This window comes from Bradyrhizobium ontarionense (assembly GCF_021088345.1).
Taxonomy (GTDB): Bacteria; Pseudomonadota; Alphaproteobacteria; order Rhizobiales; family Xanthobacteraceae; genus Bradyrhizobium; species Bradyrhizobium ontarionense.
The window spans coordinates 4,221,476-4,239,118 of record NZ_CP088156.1; the positions used below are offsets into that span (position 1 = coordinate 4,221,476).

Here is a 17,643-nt window from a genome sequence, read left to right on the forward strand (position 1 = left end):
TCGATCGTAGACCTGCATCGATGATTCTCGTAGCGGCTTGGCTTGGAGATCAGCGGATAAAGTCGTGCTGTTGCGCGACAGCCTCGCGATGATCCGATCAGCCCGTCTTGCGCACGGTATCCACGACGTCATCGTGGGCACGGCCGACAACGCCGTCATATTTGGCGATCGGCAGCGGCTTGCCGAGCAGGTAGCCCTGGACCGAATCGCAGCCCTGCTCGGCGAGGAAGCCGAGCTGCTCCTGGGTTTCGACGCCTTCCGCCACGATCGACATGTTCATGCCATGACCGAGACCGATGACCGCACGAATGATCGCCGCCGATTGCGGGTTGCGACCGAGATTCATGACGAAGGCGCGGTCGATCTTGATCTTGTCGAACGGGAACGCCTGGAGATAGCTCAGCGATGAATAGCCACTGCCGAAATCGTCCATCGAGACACGAACGCCGAGCGCCTTGAGCCGGCGCAGCAGCGCAACACCGCGATCGAAATCCTCGATCAGTACGCCTTCCGTGATCTCGAGCTCGAGCCGCCCGGGCGAGAGCCCGGTCTCGAGCAGGATCGAATGGACCAGGCCGACCAGGTCGCCATGGACGAACTGGGCCGGAGACAGATTGACTGCGACCTGCAGCGGCTTCGGCCACGATGCCGCCTCGCGGCACGCCTCGCGCAGGATCCACTCGCCCATCTCGACGATCAGCCCGCTCTCCTCCGCCAGCGGAATGAAGTCGCTCGGCGGCACGAAACCGCGGACGGGGTGCTGCCAGCGCGCCAGCGCCTCGAAGCCGGTGATCTCGCTGGCATCGACGGTGCGGCCCGAGTTCGCCTGCGGCTGGAAGTACAGCGACAACTCGCCATGCTTGATCGCGACCGAGAGCTCCTGATGCAGCACGCGGCGATCGCGGATCTGCTGGTCCATCTCGGGCTCGTAGAAGGTGATGCTGCCGCGGGACTTGGCCTTGGCGCGAAACAGGGCGGCGCCAGCGTTGGCGAGCAGCGAAGCCGGGTCCGAGCCGTTCTGCGGGAATACCGAGATGCCCGTCGTCAGCGCGGTGCGGATCGACTTGCCGTCGATCTGGAAGTCCACCGCAATCGCGGCCGCGAGCTGTTCGGCCAGTGCCCTGCCCGCTTCCGGCTGCTTGCCGTCGATGATCAGCCCGAACTCGTCGCCCGACAGACGCGCGACCACCCCGCCCCGTGCGACGGCATGAACGCGGCGCGCGACCTCGATCAACAGCTTGTCGCCGATCGCGTGGCCAAAGACGTCATTGACGTCCTTCAGGCCCTTGAGGTCGACGTTCAGGACAGCGAACTCTTCGTCGGTGTCCTGGCAAGCCTCGATCATCTGGCTCAACGCCTGATGGAAGGCGGCGCGGTTCGGCAGATCGGTCAGGCCGTCATGATAGGCCATATGCGCCATCCGCGATTCGGTCTGGCGTCTGTCGGTCACGTCCTCATAGGTCTTGATCAGATATTGCGGCTCGCCTTGCTCGCCGAGCACCGTCACCCGCCGGGTCAGGAACAGGCGCAGGCCGTCCTTGGTCGAGATCGGGTGCTCCTCGGTCAGCAGGCTGCGTTTCTTGATCGCGGCTTCGTCGCGCGCGATGATCAGCCGAGCCTCGCGCGGATTGAAAATGTCGGCGGCGGTCAGGCCGGTCGCGTCCTCACGCTTGCGGTTGAGGATGATCTCGGCGCTGCGGTTCGCGAGCAGATAGCGGCCGTCGCCGACGCTCTCGACGATCAGCGAGACCGGGATGTTGTCGACGACGAGCTCCAGGAACTTCTTGGTGTTCTCCAGCTCGCGGCTCAGCGACCGCCGCTCTGTAGCGTCGTCGAACAGCGCGATGAGAAACTGCGGTTCGTTCTTGTCGTTGCGTGCGACAACGCGGTGAGCTTCCAGGATGCGCTTCTCGTCGCCGCGCTGGACCACCAGTTCGCTGCGGTAGGTGGTGCCGGGCGCCAGCATTGCTTCGCGGTCGGCGATCGCGATGTCGGCGGCGGTCTCCTCGCCGAACAGGTCGCTTGGGCGCATTCCGATGATCTGATCGCGTGGCACCCGCGAGAACTGCTCGAACGCCCGATTGGCGAAGATATAGCGACCGTCGTCGATGTTCTTGGCGGCGACGCAGACCGGAACCTGATCGACCACCGATTCCAGGAACTGCTTGGTCGAGGCGAGCTCGTCCTCGAGCCGGCGCTGCACCGTGCAGTCCTCATGGATGCCGATCGATCCCCCGTTCGGGAGACGAAAGATCTTGGCGCGCACCGCGCGCCCGCCGGGCAGCTCGGTCAGGCTGCCTTCCGGCTCGCGCGCCTGGCGCGCATAGTCTTCGACCGTCAGGTCGAGCAGGCCGCGCTGACGCCTCAGTTCGAGCAGATCGCGCCCGGTACAGCCGGGCGGAATGTCGGCCCGCGTCATGCCGTAGATCTCGAGAAAGCGGCGGTTATAAAACACGACGCGGTTGGCGGCGTCGGTCAGCATCAGACCCTGGCTGAGGTTGTTCAGGGCGGAGCTGATGAAGGCGTTGCGGCGGAGCTGCGCGCCCTTGGTTCGCCGCAATGCCGAATGGATCCAGATGACGACCGAGGCGAGGAAGGCGCAGACCACGATTCCGCCGATCACCACCATCCAGAGCACGTCAGGCTCGACGCTCCCGACATAGCTCGAGGTTGAGAAATCGGACGGAACGGCCCAGGCGGGCGTCGACCAGGCAGACGTCGACAAGGCAGCCGCCAGCACGGCCATCGAGGCCGCAACGACACGCGCAGGAAACGCGTTTCTGCCGCTCGCCTGCCAATTCTTGCCAGCCATCAATCACCCGCGGTATTCGGAGGGCATTGTCTGGCTTCACGTGTTGGGATCGGGTAAACGGTTTCCGCAAACTTCGAAAAAAGCGAAGCAAATTCGGTCAATGGCCTTCTATGATGAACGATTTGCTAACGGGCGCCGTGCTTTGGGTCAGTTCCGCCATCAGGGATTGCAACGAACCATGACTTCTCCGGATCGTTTCAGGACCCCCCATGGATAAGGTCGATTGCGTCGTCGTCGGCGCCGGTGTGGTCGGTCTTGCCGTCGCCCGGCGTCTGGCCAAAGCGGGTCGCGAGGTCATCGTTCTCGAGGCGGCCGAGGACATCGGCACCGTCACCTCATCTCGCAATAGCGAAGTGATCCACGCCGGCATCTATTACAAGGCCGGCAGCCTGATGGCCCGGCTTTGCGTAGCCGGCAAGCGCCTTTTGTACCGCTACTGCGACGAGCATGGCGTCCCCTACCGCAACTGCGGCAAGCTGATCGTCGCGACAAACCCGGCGGAGACCGAGAAGCTGCAGGGCATCCGCGCCCACGCCGAGGCGAACGGCGTCGAGGGCATGCAGCTGTTGTCCGGTCCTGAGGCGCGGCTGATGGAACCGGAGCTCGCCTGCGAGGCCGCCCTGCTCTCCGCGTCCACCGGTATCCTCGACAGCCATGCCTACATGCTGTCGCTACGGGGCGAAATCGAGGACGCCGGCGGCGCCTTCGCGTTTCATACGCCGCTGGTGCGCGCCAAGGCGCAGGCTGGCCTGTTCGAATTGGAGGTCGGCGGCGAGCAACCGATGACGCTGGCCTGCCGGCTGCTGGTCAACGCAGCCGGCCTGACCGCACCGGCGGTGGCCCGGATAATCGACGGCATGCCGCCGTCGCTGGTACCCACGGCCTATCTCGCCAAGGGCAACTACTTCAGCTGCAGCGCCAGGGCGCCGTTCTCGCGGCTGATCTATCCGGTGCCCGAGCCCGGCGGCCTCGGGGTCCACCTGACGCTGGACATGGCAGGCCAAGCGCGGTTCGGCCCCGACGTCCAATGGATCGATACCATCGATTACACGGTCGACCCTGCGCGCGCCGAACGCTTCTATCCGGCGATCCGCAGATACTGGCCGGCGCTGCCGGATGGCGCCCTGATGCCGAGCTATTCGGGCATCCGGCCGAAGATCGTACCGCCCGCCGTGGCGTCGCAAGACTTCGTGATCCAGGGCCCGTGCGATCACGGGGTCGATGGGTTGATCAACCTATTCGGAATCGAATCGCCTGGATTGACCTCATCACTCGCGATCGCCGATCATGTCGGTGAACTCGTCGCAAGCTGACATCGAAAGCTGACAACGCCTGAAACCAGCGACGGCGGACGCTGGCGAAGCGCGCGTTGGAACGCTGTGTACCGACATAATTTGTATCAAGGTCGCGTCTGGGATGGATTGTTACCATCCCAGCGCGAACGCGCATTGCAATTGGCAGTTACGTCGACTGAGATCGGATACGAGAGATTAGTGAAGCGTTTCGCAGGTGACCTGCCTCAAGCGCTCAATCTCATCCTTCACCATCAATTTCCGGCGCTTGAGTTCGGCTATTCGCAGGTCGTCCGTTGATGGATGTACGAGAGCTTCATGCAATTCGTTTTCAAGAACTTTATGCTTACGCTCCAGTTCAACGAGATGCGCCTGAATCGCCATTCGAAACCTCCTTGGTAGGTGAACCTGAGATTCGACCAGGGCTAAGGAGTTTACACAAGTCGCATGACCTGTCGATGGGGCCAAAAGACCGCACATGCAAATTTGAGCACCGTGTGTAATGAAGCGTGAGCAGACGGACGCGAATTGGCAGCGGTCGCCAACTTGAAATTCACGGGACAGCTACAGAGATCTCGCTGCTCGCGGCTTGCGCATCAGCTTCGCAAGCGCAATATTTCCTCCCCGCCTCCCCAAGGCTTTCCACTTCTTTCCGCTTTGTTGCTATCATAGATCATGGCTGACCAAGACGAGCGCGAACTGCAGGCCGAACTCGCGCGCCTGCAGCAGGAGCACCGCGACCTCGACGCGGCGATTGACGCTTTACATCAATCGCCCGCGCCGGATTTGTTGCGGCTGCAACGGCTGAAGAAGCGGAAGCTTCTGCTACGCGATCGGATCGCCTTCATCGAAGATCAGATCACGCCCGATATTATCGCCTGATCGGAAGCGTCAGCGGGCTTGACCGTTTCGGCATGGCCTTGCTCGAGCTGGTGAGAACTCGTGATTGAAGCCGTCTTGACAATTTAGAACAAATCATGAACAATTACACCAGTTCCGCGCACCTCGAAAACGGCAAGGACGGTTCTGATGCCCGCCTCCTTCTCTCCATACGACCGGCTCTACGAGCAGGCCTGCGATCAGGCCATCGCAATGTGCGATGGCAATCTGCGCTCCACGATCAAGGCGCTGATCATGGCCAATGAATATCTCGAACTCGAGCTGCAGGAGTTGCGTGCCGCAATCTCGTGCGGCTGCATGCCGAACACCGCGTCGGACGAAGGCCAGAGCAGCGCGGCCTGAGCCGACGGCCGTTGAACCTCTCCAGCTAGCTGATCGCGACCGCACTTGCCCGTCTCTCGACATGAACCAAGGAGAACCGTGCAATGCCCGACATCACCTACTACGTCGCAATGCCTTTCAGGCGGGACGATTCGGGAGCGTTGATTGCTGGAACAGCAGAGGAATGCCAGAGTTCTGCAAGCGCTCTCCGTCGTGCGGAGGCCATGTCGCACATGTCCGACAATATCGGCGCCATCGCCTTCAGCCGTAGCGGCGATCCGCTGATGGGTGAATTCAGCGACGCGCGGCTCCTGCACAAGTTCGGCGAGTTGCCGGACGATCTCGGCGAGTTGTGATCGTCGCGATGCGGCGCGCCGATCTAGGCACGGATCTCGTGCCTTCGCTGCGCCTTGCGGATGTACATCGCCCGATCGGCCTCTTCCAAGGCGCGCACCGGGTTGACGCGCTTGTCCAGGAGGGCCATCCCGGCTGATGCGCCGGCGTGAACGGTCTGACCGCCGAAGGTGAAGGTCATGCCGTCGATCGCCTCCTCCAGCGCGGCCGCCTTGGCACGCGCATCTGTTTCGCAGAGGTGCCACAACAGCACGCCGAATTCGTCCCCGCCGAGCCGCCCGATGACATCGGAGGAACGGACCTGCTCGCCCAGGACACGTGCAACGGCCTTCAGGACCTCGTCGCCTGCGGCGTGGCCGAACGTGTCATTGATCGGCTTGAGACGATCGACGTCGAGTACGACCAGGGCACCGGTGGCTTCATAGCGCTTGATGAACGCAATGGAGCGGTGGAGCTCGCGCGCGAAGCCCCGCCGGTTGAAGATGTCGAGCAGGAAATCACGCTCGGCGCAGGCCGTCAGTTCAGCGATGCGCGCCTGCGCCGCAGTCAGTTCGGTCTTGAGACGGCGAATGGTCTGACGCGCCCCTGCCGGTCCGGAGCCAGGCCCCGGGGAGCGCACCCCCGGCGGAACCTTCCGACGGTAACGGGCTCCACGCTTGCCGGCAGGTCCCGCCCTCATCATGCGCTTCTTTTTCATCGGATGCCTTGCCGCGCCGTGGTTTGGACTTGCCGGGTTTAACCAAGACAGGATAGTGCATCCAGATCTCCATGCCATGGCTTGCCGCTGTCGGGACCGATCCTATACTCCGGCCCATGCTTCTGGATTCCCGAGAAGAATTGAATTCATGACCGCCCCGATCGCCATCATTATGGGTAGCCAGTCGGACTGGGATACCATGCGTCACACGGCCGACACCCTTGGCGCGCTGGGCGTGCGCTATGACGCCCGTATCGTCTCGGCGCACCGGACCCCGGATCGGCTGTATGCGTTCGCCAAGGGCGCCAAGGCGGCCGGCTACAAGGTCGTGATCGCCGGCGCCGGCGGCGCGGCCCACCTGCCGGGGATGACGGCCTCCCTGACAGAGCTGCCGGTATTCGGCGTCCCGGTCGAATCCAAGGCTTTGTCCGGGCTCGATTCGCTTTACTCGATCGTCCAGATGCCTGCCGGTATCCCCGTAGGTACGCTTGCCATCGGCAGATCCGGTGCGATCAATGCCGCCCTGCTGGCGGCGAGCGTGCTGGCGCTGACGGACACGGCGCTGGCCGACCGCCTTTCGGCATGGCGACAACAGCAGACCGACGCAATCGCCGAACGTCCGGAGGGCGCGGCGTGACCGGGTCCAATCGGGTGAAGCTCAAGCCCGGCGACACGATCGGCATTCTTGGCGGAGGCCAGCTCGGCCGGATGCTGGCTCTGGCCGCGGCGCGGCTCGGGCTGCGCTGTCAGGTGTTCTCGCCGGACCCGGACTCTCCTGCGTTCGACGTGGTGCTCAACGCGACCTGCGCCGAATACGCCGATGTCGAGGCGCTGGAACTGTTCGCCAACGACGTCGATGTCGTCACCTACGAGTTCGAGAACGTTCCGTCGGCGGCAGCCATGGTGCTGGCTTCCAGGCGTCCGGTTCTGCCGAGCCGCTCGGCGCTGGAAACGACGCAGGACCGGCTGACCGAGAAGGATTTCGTCACTTCGCTCGGGATCCGCACCGCCAACTATGCCGACGTGTCTTCGCCAGCCACCTTGCGCGAAGCCATCTTACGGATCGGTCTGCCGGCCGTTCTGAAGACACGGCGCTTCGGCTATGACGGCAAGGGCCAGGTGAAGATCCGCCAGGGTGACGACCTCGAGCGCGTCTGGACGGAGCTCGGCACCAAGTCCGCGATCCTCGAAGCCTTCATCCCGTTCGAGCGCGAGATCTCGGTCATTGCCGCTCGCGCCGCCGACGGGCAGGTCGAGTGTTTCGACGTCACCGAGAACGAGCATCGCGATCATATTCTGAAGGTGTCGCGCGCGCCGGCGCGAATTCCGGATACCCTGGCCGACGAAGCCCGCGACATCGCGAGCCGGATCGCCACCGCGCTCGACTATGTCGGGGTCCTCGCCGTCGAAATGTTCGTTGTGTCCGACGATTCCAATCCCGGCGTGCTGGTCAACGAGATCGCGCCGCGGGTCCATAATTCCGGCCACTGGACCCTCGATGGCGCATCGATCTCGCAGTTCGAGCAGCACATCAGGGCCATCGCGGGATGGCCGCTGGGCAAGGCCCTGCGGCACGGGCACGTCACGATGACCAATCTGATCGGGGACGAAATCGACAGCTACGAACAATGGCTGACTGTTCCCGGTGCGACCGTTCACCTCTACGGCAAGGGCGCAGCCCGGCCCGGCCGCAAGATGGGGCACGTGACGCAGGTCGGGCCACTTCCCCCGAAGCAGGGCTGACCGAAAAAAGCGGCTTCCGTCGCGTTAAACTTGCATCAAGGTCCCGTCACCGGGTGGACAGCAACGGTGTTGTCTGATACACGGGCGCCCTCAAGGTCAAGGGCAAGGCCATTTGCCGGCCCTGGCTTCAGCCGATTTCAAACCGATAGACTGAGAAAGAGGATGCCGCGTGCAGGTTCTCGTTCGCGATAACAATGTCGATCAAGCCCTCAAGGCGCTCAAGAAGAAGATGCAGCGCGAGGGTATTTTCCGCGAGATGAAGCTCCGCGGTCATTACGAGAAGCCCTCTGAGAAGAAAGCGCGCGAGAAGGCTGAGGCCGTGCGTCGCGCACGCAAGCTTGCTCGCAAGAAGCTGCAGCGCGAAGGTCTGCTGCCGATGAAGCCGAAGCCGGTGTTCGGCGCCGGCGCAGGTGGCGACCGTGGTGGTGCCGGTCGTGGTCCAGGTGCAGGTGGTGCCCGCCCCGGCGCGCCGCGCTGATCTGCAACCATCATCTGATGACGTCTGAAAGCGCGGGCCTTCGGCTCGCGTTTTTGTTTTTGGCCCGCATTCCGATCCCCCCGCCCTCCGGCGGGCCTCGTTCGGCGGCCGTACCTGAAATCGGCAGCCGCGCACGGCTGGACCTGGCGGCGCCCAACAAAAAAGCGGCGGACCGTCCGGGTCCACCGCTTGTGTGGGGATCACGCGCCCGTCGGTGCGTGATGATCCGAGCGCTACTTCGGCAGCACCGAGTGGAACACCGACTTCGCGGCGGACATCATGTCCTGAGCGACGCTGGACATCTGATCCTTGATCGACGGATCGGGCTTATCGGCGCGCAGGTCCAGCGGACGCAGCTGCCGGGCGGGGATTTCGGCTGGCGGCGTCGGACGATCGAGCTGCAGCGACCCCGTATATGAGGGATTCGAGCCCGCGGCCGGCGGCACCGCGACGCCCTGTTCAGCCGGCGGCGTGGACACTGTGATCGGCGGCGGCAGTGGACGGACCGGAGAAATCTGCGGCGCCGCTGTCACAACCCGCGGTGTCTCACCAGCACCGCGGCTGACCTCACCGGACGGCTTTTCGGCGGACGATTTTTCTGCGGAGGCCTTATTGGCTCCCTCGCTTGCCCGCAGCCGCTCGATCGCAGCCCGCGCCAGATCGGCCGCGTCGCGACGATCCTCCTGCTGGCCCGCCGGAACCTCCGCCGGAGTCGTGCGCGCGATCAGCTTTTCGCGCGGCGACACCGGATGGCGCGGTGACTCGGCCGGAAGGCTGGCGGTCTCGGTCGGCTTCACCTCGACCGTCTTTTCCGCAGCCTTGTCGGCGAGCGACTTCTCGGAGACGCCCTTCGCCTTGATTCCCGGAGCAGGTACGTTGGAAATCTCGGCAGAGGTTTCGGCCGGCTTGGCGTCAGCCTTCGCGGCGTCAGCAGCCGCGGTCTTGGGAGCGTCGCCCTTGGAGCCGGTGATCTTGGCATAGGCAGCCGACGCCATGGCCGCCATGGTCGATGGCGGCGCGTCGGGCTTGGTGTTGATGTAGTGATTGACGATGTACGCCCCGATGATGGTGGCGATCACCGACGGAATGATCTCCAGGGCAAACTTGGTGAGATATTTCAGCATGCTGACCACTCCCGCGCGGTATTTGCGGGAACTTTGAGGCACAATTAAGGGACCATTCCCCACCTTCCGCAGCTCGCACGCCTGCTACTCCAGCAAGGACGAACGTCGGAAAATCGTTTTCCTGAAAGCCTTTGAGACCGGGGCCGTGCCGCAGTCCGAGATCACGCGGGCACTGCCACAGCTTCCGGATCGCCGGCTCAACATACCACAATCAGCGGCATCCCGGTAAACAAATGGTTACGGCTTCAATTCAACTTCGAGGAAAATGATCTCGGAGTTGGTCTCGTTCAGCACATCGTGTTCCACCCCCGCTTTGCGGAAATAGGATTTGCCGACAGCAAGCTGCGCTTTCGTGCGCTCGCCGGACGGCGCCACGATCGTCATCTCGCCTGCGGTAACCGGCACAATCACGTAATCCATTCCGTGGATGTGGCGCCCTGTCGCACTGCCGGGCGCCAGCCGCCACTCCGTGACGCGAACCTCGGGGGTGTCGACCTGGACGTCGGATTGAGCGCTGAGCATGGGGATCTCTTTGGGAATCAGGGCACGAAAAGCAGGAAGACGAATATCGCGAATACGACCATGTGCACCAGCCCGAACAGGATGTTCGTCCGTCCCGTGCCGAAGGTCAGCATGCTCAGGACGAAGGTCAGAAGCAGCAGCACCATCCCCTGGGCGTCCAGCCCGAGCACGAGCCGCTTGTCGAGCGCATAAGCGGCCGTCGCCACCGCCGGAATCGTCAGTCCGATGGTGGCGAGCGAGGACCCGAGCGCAAGGTTGATGCTCTTCTGCAGGTCGTTGGCGCGCGCCGCGGAGATCGCCGCCACGCTCTCCGGCAGCAGGATCAGGAGCGCCACCAATACGCCGGCGACGGCCGGCGGCGCGCCCGTGGCGGCTACACCCGCGTCGACCACCAGCGAGAATTTCTTTGCGAGCAGCACCACCGCGAGCAGCGCGACCAACAGGAGTCCGACGCTGACCGCCAGCTTCCCCCGCGGCAGCCGGACGTCATCATCGCTGAAGCCGGCAGCGTTGCCGACGAAATAGTCCCGGTGGCGGGTGGTCTGGGTGTACAGAAACACGGCGTAGAGCAGGATCGTAGCCACGCTGACGAAGGCGAGCTGCACGGCCGAATAGACCGGCCCCGGCGAGGTCAGCGTATAGTTCGGCAGCACCAGCGTGATGGTCGCCATCGTGAACAGCACGCTCAGATACAGGTTGGCGCCGGAGACCAGGACGTCCTGCTCGCGGTAGCGCACGCCGCCAATGAAGATGCAGATGCCGACCAGAGCGTTGCAGACGATCATCACGACGGCAAACACCGTGTCGCGCGCCAGTGCCGGTGCGGCGTTGTCCCCGAGCATGATGGTGACGATCAGCGCCACCTCGATGACCGTTACCGCCAAGGTCAGGAGCAGCGTGCCGAACGGCTCCCCGATCTCGTGCGCGATCACCTCGGCATGATGCACGGCCGCGAACACAGTGCCGAACAGGATCACCAGCAGCACCGCAGCGAAGACAAGGCCAGCAGCCGAGGGCGTGAAATCGTAGTGCGTGACGGTCACGATCGCGACCAGCGCGACCGCCAGGCCCGGGAAAATCACTGATGATGCCGGCGTCGCGTGCTGCACGCTCATGATTCGCGTCCTCGATCCGTTCTGCCCGAGTATGCGCGACGGAGAGGCAACCGTCACCCTGCCCGGCGGTGACTATCCGAAGCCCGGGCGGTGGCTGAGAGTGCCGCAGATCAGATCAACGGGGGCTGAGCAGCGGGTGAATCGGCAGCACGGTCAGCAGCACGAACAGCGGGATCAGGATAGCAGCCGCCCGCAGCGTGTAACCGAAGAAGCTCGGCATCCTGATGCCGCGCTCATTGGCGATTGCAGCGACCATGAAGTTCGGCGCGTTCCCGATGTAGGTCAGCGCGCCCATGTACACCGCCCCCATCGAGATCGCGGCCAGCGTGCCTGCGAGGTCATTCATCAGCACCTTGGGATCGCCGCCAGCAAGCTCGAAGAACAAGAGATAAGTCGGCGCATTGTCGAGGAAGGCCGACATCAGCCCGGTGAACCAGAAATAGGCGACCTCTCTCGGTGCACCGGATGGCGTCGTCACGGCATTCAGGAGCCAGCCGAACGTGCCGTCGTGGCCGGCATTCAGCATCGCGATGACCGGGACGATCGCGGTGAAGATCGCCGCGAACAGCTTCGCGACCTCCCGGATCGGCTCCCAGTTGAAGCCGTTGGCTTCGCGGTGCTCATCCGGCGTGAGCCAGAGCGACAGCCCGGCGATCACGACAAGAGTAATGTCACGCAGGAGGTTTTGAAGCTCGATATGCGTCCCCACGACATCGAAACCAATGCCTGGCTTCCAGGTCGCCGAGATCAACATGCTGGCAACGATGGCCGCGATCAGGACGACGTTGACCAGACCGCGAATGCGAACGGGATCTCCACGACCGGCGTCCTTTGGCGCGGGTTCTGCACGATAGCGCCAGGCATCGATCGCGGCAAAGACCACGAGCAGCAGTCCGGCCACGATCGCGGTCTGCAGCCAGATGGTCCGCGTGGTCCAGAAGAAGTCGACGCCGCGCAGGAAGCCGACAAACAGTGGCGGATCGCCGAGCGGGCTCAGTGCGCCTCCGACATTGGCGGCCAGGATGATGAAGAAGATCAGCACATGCACATTGTGCTGCCGCGCCAGATTGGCGCGGATCAGGGGGCGGACCAGGATCATCGCGGCCCCCGTCGTGCCGACGACGCTCGCAATGACCGTCCCGAGCGCGAGAATCGCCGTGTTGGTCACTGGCGTGCCTCTGATGGTGCCGGTCACCAGGATGCCACCAGCGACCGTATAGAGCGCAAACAGCAGCACGATGAAGCTGAGATATTCGCCGAGCAGCGCGTGGACGAAGGATGCGAGCGCCGTAGCCATCCCGGCCTGCCAGGTCAGCGCCGCCAGGGTCACCAGCGCCCAGGCCGCGGCGATCTTTCCATAATGATGGTGCCAGAAGCCGGCAAACAACAGCGGCCCGAGCGCGATCGACAGCAGCAATCCCGCGAACGGCAACGCGAACGGCCAGGTCATGGCGGCGCCGTCCAGCCCGGCGGCCGCGCGCGCCGGCATCGGCAGAAGCACAAAGATCAGGAGGGCACCGAGCAGAGCCGGCCACAGCGGCCGATGGAGGCTACGGGCCGTCGATGAAGCTTTTGGCTGTCTCAGTCGCACCAAACAGATCCAGATCATTATGTCCGCCGTCGGGAAACCGTACGAAGCGCTTGGGGTCACGCGCAAGCGCGAACAATCGCTCCCCGAAGCGGATCGAAATCGCCGGGTCCTTTTCGCCATGCATGATCAGGAGCGGCACATGCACATTGCCGATGCGACGATCGGAGTGGAAGCGGTCGCGCATCAGCAGGCTGACCGGAACAACCCTCAGCATCGCGGAGGCAACGTCGACGGTGGACGTGTAGGGTGCTTCGAGGATCAGCTTGGCGATCGGGTGCTCCGCCGCGATCGCGGTCGCAACGCCGGACCCGAGCGAGAAGCCCCAGGCCACGATCCGTCCCGCATCATAGCGCTCCGTGGTGAACGCATAGGCGGATGCGGCATCCTGAAGCAGGCCTTGCTCGCTGGGACTGCCGCTCGACCCCGCATAGCCGCGATAGGACAACGCGACGAGGCCGGTGCCGTCGGCCGTGAGCGCCTTGAAGCGCGAGACCACGCCGGCGAGGAAATCGCCGTTGCCGGGAAAGTACAACACGACCTTGCGGCCGGGCTTGGCCGGCACGTGCCAGACGATGACGTTCTCACCGTCGGCCGACGTCAGCACATGCTCTTCAGCCTGCGCAAATCCGGCGGCCGCCGGCGCAGTGCGGCCGACCGGAGGGATTGGAAACAGCATCGCGCGCTGACGGACGAACAGGATCGCAAGACCGGCACAATAGAGACCCGCCAAGACGATCAGGAGCCATTTGAGAAAGGTCATGGCTCCCCGAGAGCGGCTACATGGCCTTGACGATGTTCTCGGTCATCTTCTTGGCGTCGCCGAGTAGCATCATCGTGTTGTCGCGATAGAACAGCGGATTGTCGATGCCGGCATAGCCCGACGCCAGCGAGCGCTTGATGAACATCACGGTGCCGGCCTTCCAGACCTGAAGCACCGGCATGCCGTAGATCGGCGAGGATTTATCCTCTTCGGCCGCCGGATTGGTGACGTCATTGGCGCCGATCACGAAGGCGACGTCAGTCTGGGCGAATTCGGAGTTGATGTCCTCGAGTTCGAACACCTCGTCGTAGGGCACGTTGGCCTCGGCGAGCAGCACGTTCATGTGGCCCGGCATGCGGCCGGCGACGGGATGGATGGCGTATTTCACCTCGACGCCTTCCTTCTTCAGCGTGTCGGCCAGCTCGCGCACCGCGTGCTGGGCCTGCGCCACCGCCATGCCGTAGCCGGGCACGATGATGACCTTCTGCGCGTTCTTCATGATGAACGCGGCATCATCGGCCGAGCCGAGCTTGGCCGGCTTCTGCTCGCCGGTCGCCCCGCCCGCCGCGGCAGTCTCGCCGCCGAAGCCGCCGAGGATGACCGAGATGAAGGACCGGTTCATCGCGTGGCACATGATGTAGGACAGGATGGCGCCCGAGGAGCCGACCAGCGCACCGGTGATGATCAGCGCCGAATTGCCGAGCGTGAAGCCGATACCCGCCGCGGCCCAGCCCGAATAGGAGTTCAGCATCGAGATCACGACCGGCATGTCGGCGCCACCGATCGGGATGATCATGAGCACGCCGAGCGCCAGCGCGAGGATGGTGATCAGCCAGAAGTCGAACGCGCTGCCGGAGAGCACGAGCCCGACGATGAAGAACACCAGCGCCACGGCGAGCGCGATGTTGATGATGTGGCGGAACGGCAGGATGATCGGCGCGCCGCTCATCCGGGCGGAGAGCTTCAGGAACGCGATCACCGAGCCGGTGAAGGTCAGGGCGCCGATCGCGACGCCGAGCGACATTTCGATCAGGCTCTGCGGATGGATGTTGCCGGGCGTGCCGATGTCGAACGCTTCGGGTGCATAGAACGCGCCGGCCGCGACCAGGACCGCCGCCATGCCGACAAGCGAGTGGAAGGCAGCGACCAGTTCCGGCATCGAGGTCATCGGCACGCGGCGGGCGATGACCGCGCCGATGCCGCCGCCGATGGCGATGCCGAGGATCACCAGGACCCACGCGACGCCGTCGGCCGGGGGATGGCCCGCCAGCGTGGTGGCAACCGCGATCGCCATGCCGGCCATGCCGAAGAAGTTGCCCTGCCGGCTGGTCGCCGGGCTGGACAGTCCGCGAAGAGACAGGATGAACAGCACACCTGCCACGAGATAAAGGAGTGCCGACAGATTGGCGTTCATTGCAGATGCCCCGTTGTGCCCGTCATCCCGCGTGGTGCGGCGTTGTTACTTGGACTTCTTCTTGTACATCGCCAGCATGCGCTGGGTGACGAGGAAGCCGCCGAAGATGTTCACGCAGGCGAAGATCAGCGCGATGAAGCCGAACGCCCGCGCCAGACCGCTGCCGCTCGACAGCATGGGAACGCCGACCGCGAGCAGCGCGCCGACCACGATCACCGAGGAGATCGCGTTGGTCACCGACATCAGCGGCGTATGCAGGGCCGGCGTCACCGCCCACACCACGAAATAGCCGACGAAAACCGCCAGCACGAAAATCGACAGCCGGAATATGAAGGGATCGACGGCTTGGACGACATGCTCCATGGCTTTGCTCCTTATGTCTTCCGACTATGCCTTCGGCTGAAAGTTCGGGTGAATGATGGCGCCGTCCTTTGTCAAAGCCGTGGCCTTGACCAGTTCGTCGTCCCAATTGACCGCGAGCGCCTTGTCCTTCTTGTCGACCATGGTCTCGATGAAGGAAAAGAGGTTGCGTGCATAGAGGCTGGAGGCCGAGGCTGCGACCCGGCCGGCCAGATTCGGGAAGCCGATGATCTTGACGCCGTCGATGTCGACGGTTTCGCCGAGCTTGACGCCCTCGACATTGCCGCCACGCTCGACCGCGAGATCAACCAGCACCGAGCCCGGACGCATCGACTTCACCATCTCCAGGGTGACGAGGCGCGGTGCCGGACGGCCTGGGATCAGCGCGGTGGTGATGATGACGTCCTGCTTCTTGATGTGTTCCGCCGTCAGCGCCGCCTGCTTGGCCTGGTACTCCTTGGACATCTCCTTGGCGTAGCCGCCGGCCGTCTGCGCGTTCTTGAACTCCTCATCCTCGACCGCGAGGAACTTGGCACCGAGGCTTTCCACTTGCTCCTTGGTGGCCGGGCGCACATCGGTGGCCGTGACGATGGCGCCGAGCCGGCGCGCAGTCGCAATCGCCTGCAGGCCGGCAACGCCGACGCCCATCACGAAGACCTTCGTCGCCGGCACGGTGCCGGCCGCGGTCATCATCATGGGAAAGGCGCGACCGAATGCCTCGGCGCCTTCGATGACGGCGCGGTAGCCGGCGAGGTTGGCCTGGCTGGACAGCACGTCCATGACCTGCGCGCGGGTGATGCGCGGCATCAGCTCCATGGCAAAGGCGGCAATGCCGGCATCGGCCATTGCCTTGAGAGCGACGTCGTTGCCGAAGGGGTCCATGATTGCGAAGACCAGCGTGCCGCGCCGGTAGTTGGCGAGCTCGGAGGCTTCCGGCCGCTTCACCTTGATGATGATGTCGGCGTCCTTGAGCGCATCCGCGCTCACGGTCGCCCCGGCCGCAGTGAACTCCCCGTCCGGCAAACCGGACTTGATGCCGGCGCCGGGCTCAACCGTGATCTCGGCGCCCAACGCCTTGAACTTCTTCACCGTGTCTGGAGAGGCGGCAACCCGCGGCTCCAAAGGGTCGATTTCCTTGGCGACGGCAATCTTCATGAGGCCTCCGGCGCGAATGCGCGCGCGAGCTTACAAGGGCGGGACGTCCATGGTCTTCAGCAGGCAGCGTCTTGCGCGCTCAGCTGATGGCCCGCCGGCGGGGATGCCTGCGGGCCATAAAGGCTTTAAGTGAGGAAAATAGCCATCATGATGACGATCAGGGCAACGCCGATCGAGCCGTACTTCACCAGCTTGATGAAGCCCTCATAGGTGGCCTCATGCGCCACATAGTCGTTGCCGTCAGCCGTCGAATAAGCGATCTGGCCATGGTCTGCCATCGGGGTCCCCCAGAGAAACTATGCTTTGTTAAGGTCGCATACCCCAAAGCAGATGCAAGGGCAACGGCGGCCGTGCGAGGCAGTTTTATCGGTTTTTCCGATCGACCTATTGGCCAGGCCAATTATCGCGGATCCAGCGCGTCAGGCTGGCCTCGCTGACCTCGCCGGCGGCGAGGGCAAGGATGACGGTTGTGGCCTGAGCGGGGTCGGGCGCAAACGCAATGCCGTTGCGGCGCAGGAAGGTCATCATGGCCATGAAGGCGATGCGCTTGTTGCCGTCGACGAAGGCGTGGTTTTTGGCCAGTCCGAACGCATAGGCTGCAGCAAGCTCGGGCAGCGGCGCCTGCTCATAGGTCCATTTGTTGACCGGACGCTCCAGCGCAGAGCGCAGCATCCCTTCGTCGCGCAGTCCTGGCGCTCCACCGAACCGGCGCAGCTGCCGCGCATGGATCGCAATCGCCTGCTCGTAGCTGATCCAGAGCGGCTCCTCAGTCTCGCTCATTTGGCGAGAGCCGAGAGCGTATCGCGATACTCGTCCATGAGTTTGTCAGCGATCTCCATGGTCCGCTCGAAGTCCGGATCATACGGGAGAGCCTGGAAGCCACCGCCGGGCAGTTCCACAATGTGCAACTGCTGGCCGCGCTTCAGATCCAACCGCTGCATCAGTTCGCGCGGCAGCAGCAGGCCATCGGAATTGCCGATCTTCTTGATCTCGATCTTCATGGCG

At 63.8% G+C, this 17,643-nt stretch carries 21 protein-coding genes; 7 read left to right on the plus strand and 14 right to left on the minus strand.

What is annotated here, in order from left to right; all coding sequences use genetic code 11:
- Positions 1-97: 97 nt before the first annotated feature.
- The gene (locus LQG66_RS18705) at positions 98-2,812 is read right to left on the minus strand and encodes a sensor domain-containing protein (RefSeq protein WP_231317165.1); all 2,715 of its coding nucleotides are present in this window, start codon (positions 2,810-2,812) and stop codon (positions 98-100) included.
- A gap of 209 nt (positions 2,813-3,021) precedes the next feature.
- Between LQG66_RS18705 and LQG66_RS18710 the strand changes: the two genes are divergently transcribed.
- Positions 3,022-4,125 carry an NAD(P)/FAD-dependent oxidoreductase gene (locus tag LQG66_RS18710; protein ID WP_231317166.1) on the plus strand — a complete coding sequence of 368 codons (1,104 nt, stop codon included), beginning with the start codon at positions 3,022-3,024 and terminating at the stop codon, positions 4,123-4,125.
- A 177-nt stretch (positions 4,126-4,302) separates the two neighbouring features.
- On the opposite strand, the gene LQG66_RS18715 is transcribed toward LQG66_RS18710, so the two are convergent.
- The gene (locus LQG66_RS18715; RefSeq protein ID WP_231317167.1) at positions 4,303-4,488 is read right to left on the minus strand and encodes a YdcH family protein; all 186 of its coding nucleotides are present in this window, start codon (positions 4,486-4,488) and stop codon (positions 4,303-4,305) included.
- A 291-nt stretch (positions 4,489-4,779) separates the two neighbouring features.
- Between LQG66_RS18715 and LQG66_RS18720 the strand changes: the two genes are divergently transcribed.
- The 3 genes from LQG66_RS18720 (at position 4,780) to LQG66_RS18730 (ending at position 5,681) form a co-directional block, all read left to right on the plus strand.
- Positions 4,780-4,986: a YdcH family protein gene (locus LQG66_RS18720; RefSeq protein WP_009028242.1), complete on the plus strand. Its 207-nt coding sequence runs from the start codon at positions 4,780-4,782 to the stop codon at positions 4,984-4,986.
- A 147-nt stretch (positions 4,987-5,133) separates the two neighbouring features.
- Positions 5,134-5,346, plus strand: a complete 213-nt coding sequence (locus tag LQG66_RS18725; protein ID WP_231317168.1) for a hypothetical protein — start codon at positions 5,134-5,136, stop codon at positions 5,344-5,346.
- Positions 5,347-5,429: 83 nt separating this feature from the next.
- Complete coding sequence (locus LQG66_RS18730) at positions 5,430-5,681, plus strand: hypothetical protein (protein WP_231317169.1); 252 nt, start codon at positions 5,430-5,432, stop codon at positions 5,679-5,681.
- 23 nt (positions 5,682-5,704) lie between these two features.
- Here LQG66_RS18730 and LQG66_RS18735 read toward each other — a convergent pair whose 3' ends face one another.
- The gene (locus tag LQG66_RS18735) at positions 5,705-6,361 is read right to left on the minus strand and encodes a GGDEF domain-containing protein (protein WP_305879340.1); all 657 of its coding nucleotides are present in this window, start codon (positions 6,359-6,361) and stop codon (positions 5,705-5,707) included.
- 163 nt (positions 6,362-6,524) lie between these two features.
- Here LQG66_RS18735 and purE point away from each other — a divergent pair, with 163 nt between their 5' ends.
- The 3 genes from purE to rpsU all read left to right on the plus strand — a co-directional run bounded on the left by purE (position 6,525) and on the right by rpsU (position 8,597).
- Entirely contained in the window at positions 6,525-7,013 is a 489-nt protein-coding gene (gene purE, locus LQG66_RS18740) for a 5-(carboxyamino)imidazole ribonucleotide mutase (RefSeq protein ID WP_231317170.1), read from the plus strand.
- Complete coding sequence (locus LQG66_RS18745; RefSeq protein ID WP_231317171.1) at positions 7,010-8,119, plus strand: 5-(carboxyamino)imidazole ribonucleotide synthase; 1,110 nt, start codon at positions 7,010-7,012, stop codon at positions 8,117-8,119. Before purE ends, LQG66_RS18745 begins: the two co-directional genes overlap by 4 nt.
- A gap of 169 nt (positions 8,120-8,288) precedes the next feature.
- Positions 8,289-8,597, plus strand: coding sequence for a 30S ribosomal protein S21 (gene rpsU, locus LQG66_RS18750; protein ID WP_231317172.1), 309 nt, complete (start codon positions 8,289-8,291; stop codon positions 8,595-8,597).
- Positions 8,598-8,830: 233 nt separating this feature from the next.
- Here rpsU and LQG66_RS18755 read toward each other — a convergent pair whose 3' ends face one another.
- The 11 genes from LQG66_RS18755 to LQG66_RS18805 form a co-directional block, all read right to left on the minus strand.
- Positions 8,831-9,721: a hypothetical protein gene (locus tag LQG66_RS18755; RefSeq protein WP_231317173.1), complete on the minus strand. Its 891-nt coding sequence runs from the start codon at positions 9,719-9,721 to the stop codon at positions 8,831-8,833.
- Positions 9,722-9,958: 237 nt separating this feature from the next.
- Positions 9,959-10,243, minus strand: coding sequence for a cupin domain-containing protein (locus LQG66_RS18760; protein ID WP_231317174.1), 285 nt, complete (start codon positions 10,241-10,243; stop codon positions 9,959-9,961).
- A gap of 17 nt (positions 10,244-10,260) precedes the next feature.
- Positions 10,261-11,358, minus strand: a complete 1,098-nt coding sequence (locus LQG66_RS18765; RefSeq protein ID WP_231317175.1) for a calcium:cation antiporter — start codon at positions 11,356-11,358, stop codon at positions 10,261-10,263.
- A gap of 115 nt (positions 11,359-11,473) precedes the next feature.
- Positions 11,474-12,808, minus strand: coding sequence for a sodium:proton antiporter (locus LQG66_RS18770; RefSeq protein WP_231317176.1), 1,335 nt, complete (start codon positions 12,806-12,808; stop codon positions 11,474-11,476).
- A gap of 100 nt (positions 12,809-12,908) precedes the next feature.
- Positions 12,909-13,709, minus strand: a complete 801-nt coding sequence (locus LQG66_RS18775) for an alpha/beta hydrolase (protein ID WP_231317177.1) — start codon at positions 13,707-13,709, stop codon at positions 12,909-12,911.
- A 16-nt stretch (positions 13,710-13,725) separates the two neighbouring features.
- Positions 13,726-15,123, minus strand: coding sequence for an NAD(P)(+) transhydrogenase (Re/Si-specific) subunit beta (locus LQG66_RS18780; RefSeq protein ID WP_231317178.1), 1,398 nt, complete (start codon positions 15,121-15,123; stop codon positions 13,726-13,728).
- Between the two features lie 45 nt (positions 15,124-15,168).
- Positions 15,169-15,486 (minus strand): proton-translocating transhydrogenase family protein, encoded by a 318-nt coding sequence (locus LQG66_RS18785; RefSeq protein ID WP_231317179.1) that lies wholly within the window; start codon positions 15,484-15,486, stop codon positions 15,169-15,171.
- Between the two features lie 24 nt (positions 15,487-15,510).
- Positions 15,511-16,638, minus strand: a complete 1,128-nt coding sequence (locus LQG66_RS18790; protein WP_231317180.1) for a Re/Si-specific NAD(P)(+) transhydrogenase subunit alpha — start codon at positions 16,636-16,638, stop codon at positions 15,511-15,513.
- 125 nt (positions 16,639-16,763) lie between these two features.
- On the minus strand, positions 16,764-16,916 hold the full coding sequence (locus LQG66_RS18795; protein WP_231317181.1) for an aa3-type cytochrome c oxidase subunit IV: 153 nt from the start codon (positions 16,914-16,916) through the stop codon (positions 16,764-16,766).
- A 106-nt stretch (positions 16,917-17,022) separates the two neighbouring features.
- The gene (locus LQG66_RS18800) at positions 17,023-17,418 is read right to left on the minus strand and encodes a type II toxin-antitoxin system death-on-curing family toxin (RefSeq protein ID WP_231317182.1); all 396 of its coding nucleotides are present in this window, start codon (positions 17,416-17,418) and stop codon (positions 17,023-17,025) included.
- Entirely contained in the window at positions 17,415-17,639 is a 225-nt protein-coding gene (locus tag LQG66_RS18805) for an AbrB/MazE/SpoVT family DNA-binding domain-containing protein (RefSeq protein ID WP_231317183.1), read from the minus strand. Before LQG66_RS18805 ends, LQG66_RS18800 begins: the two co-directional genes overlap by 4 nt.
- Positions 17,640-17,643: the final 4 nt, after the last annotated feature.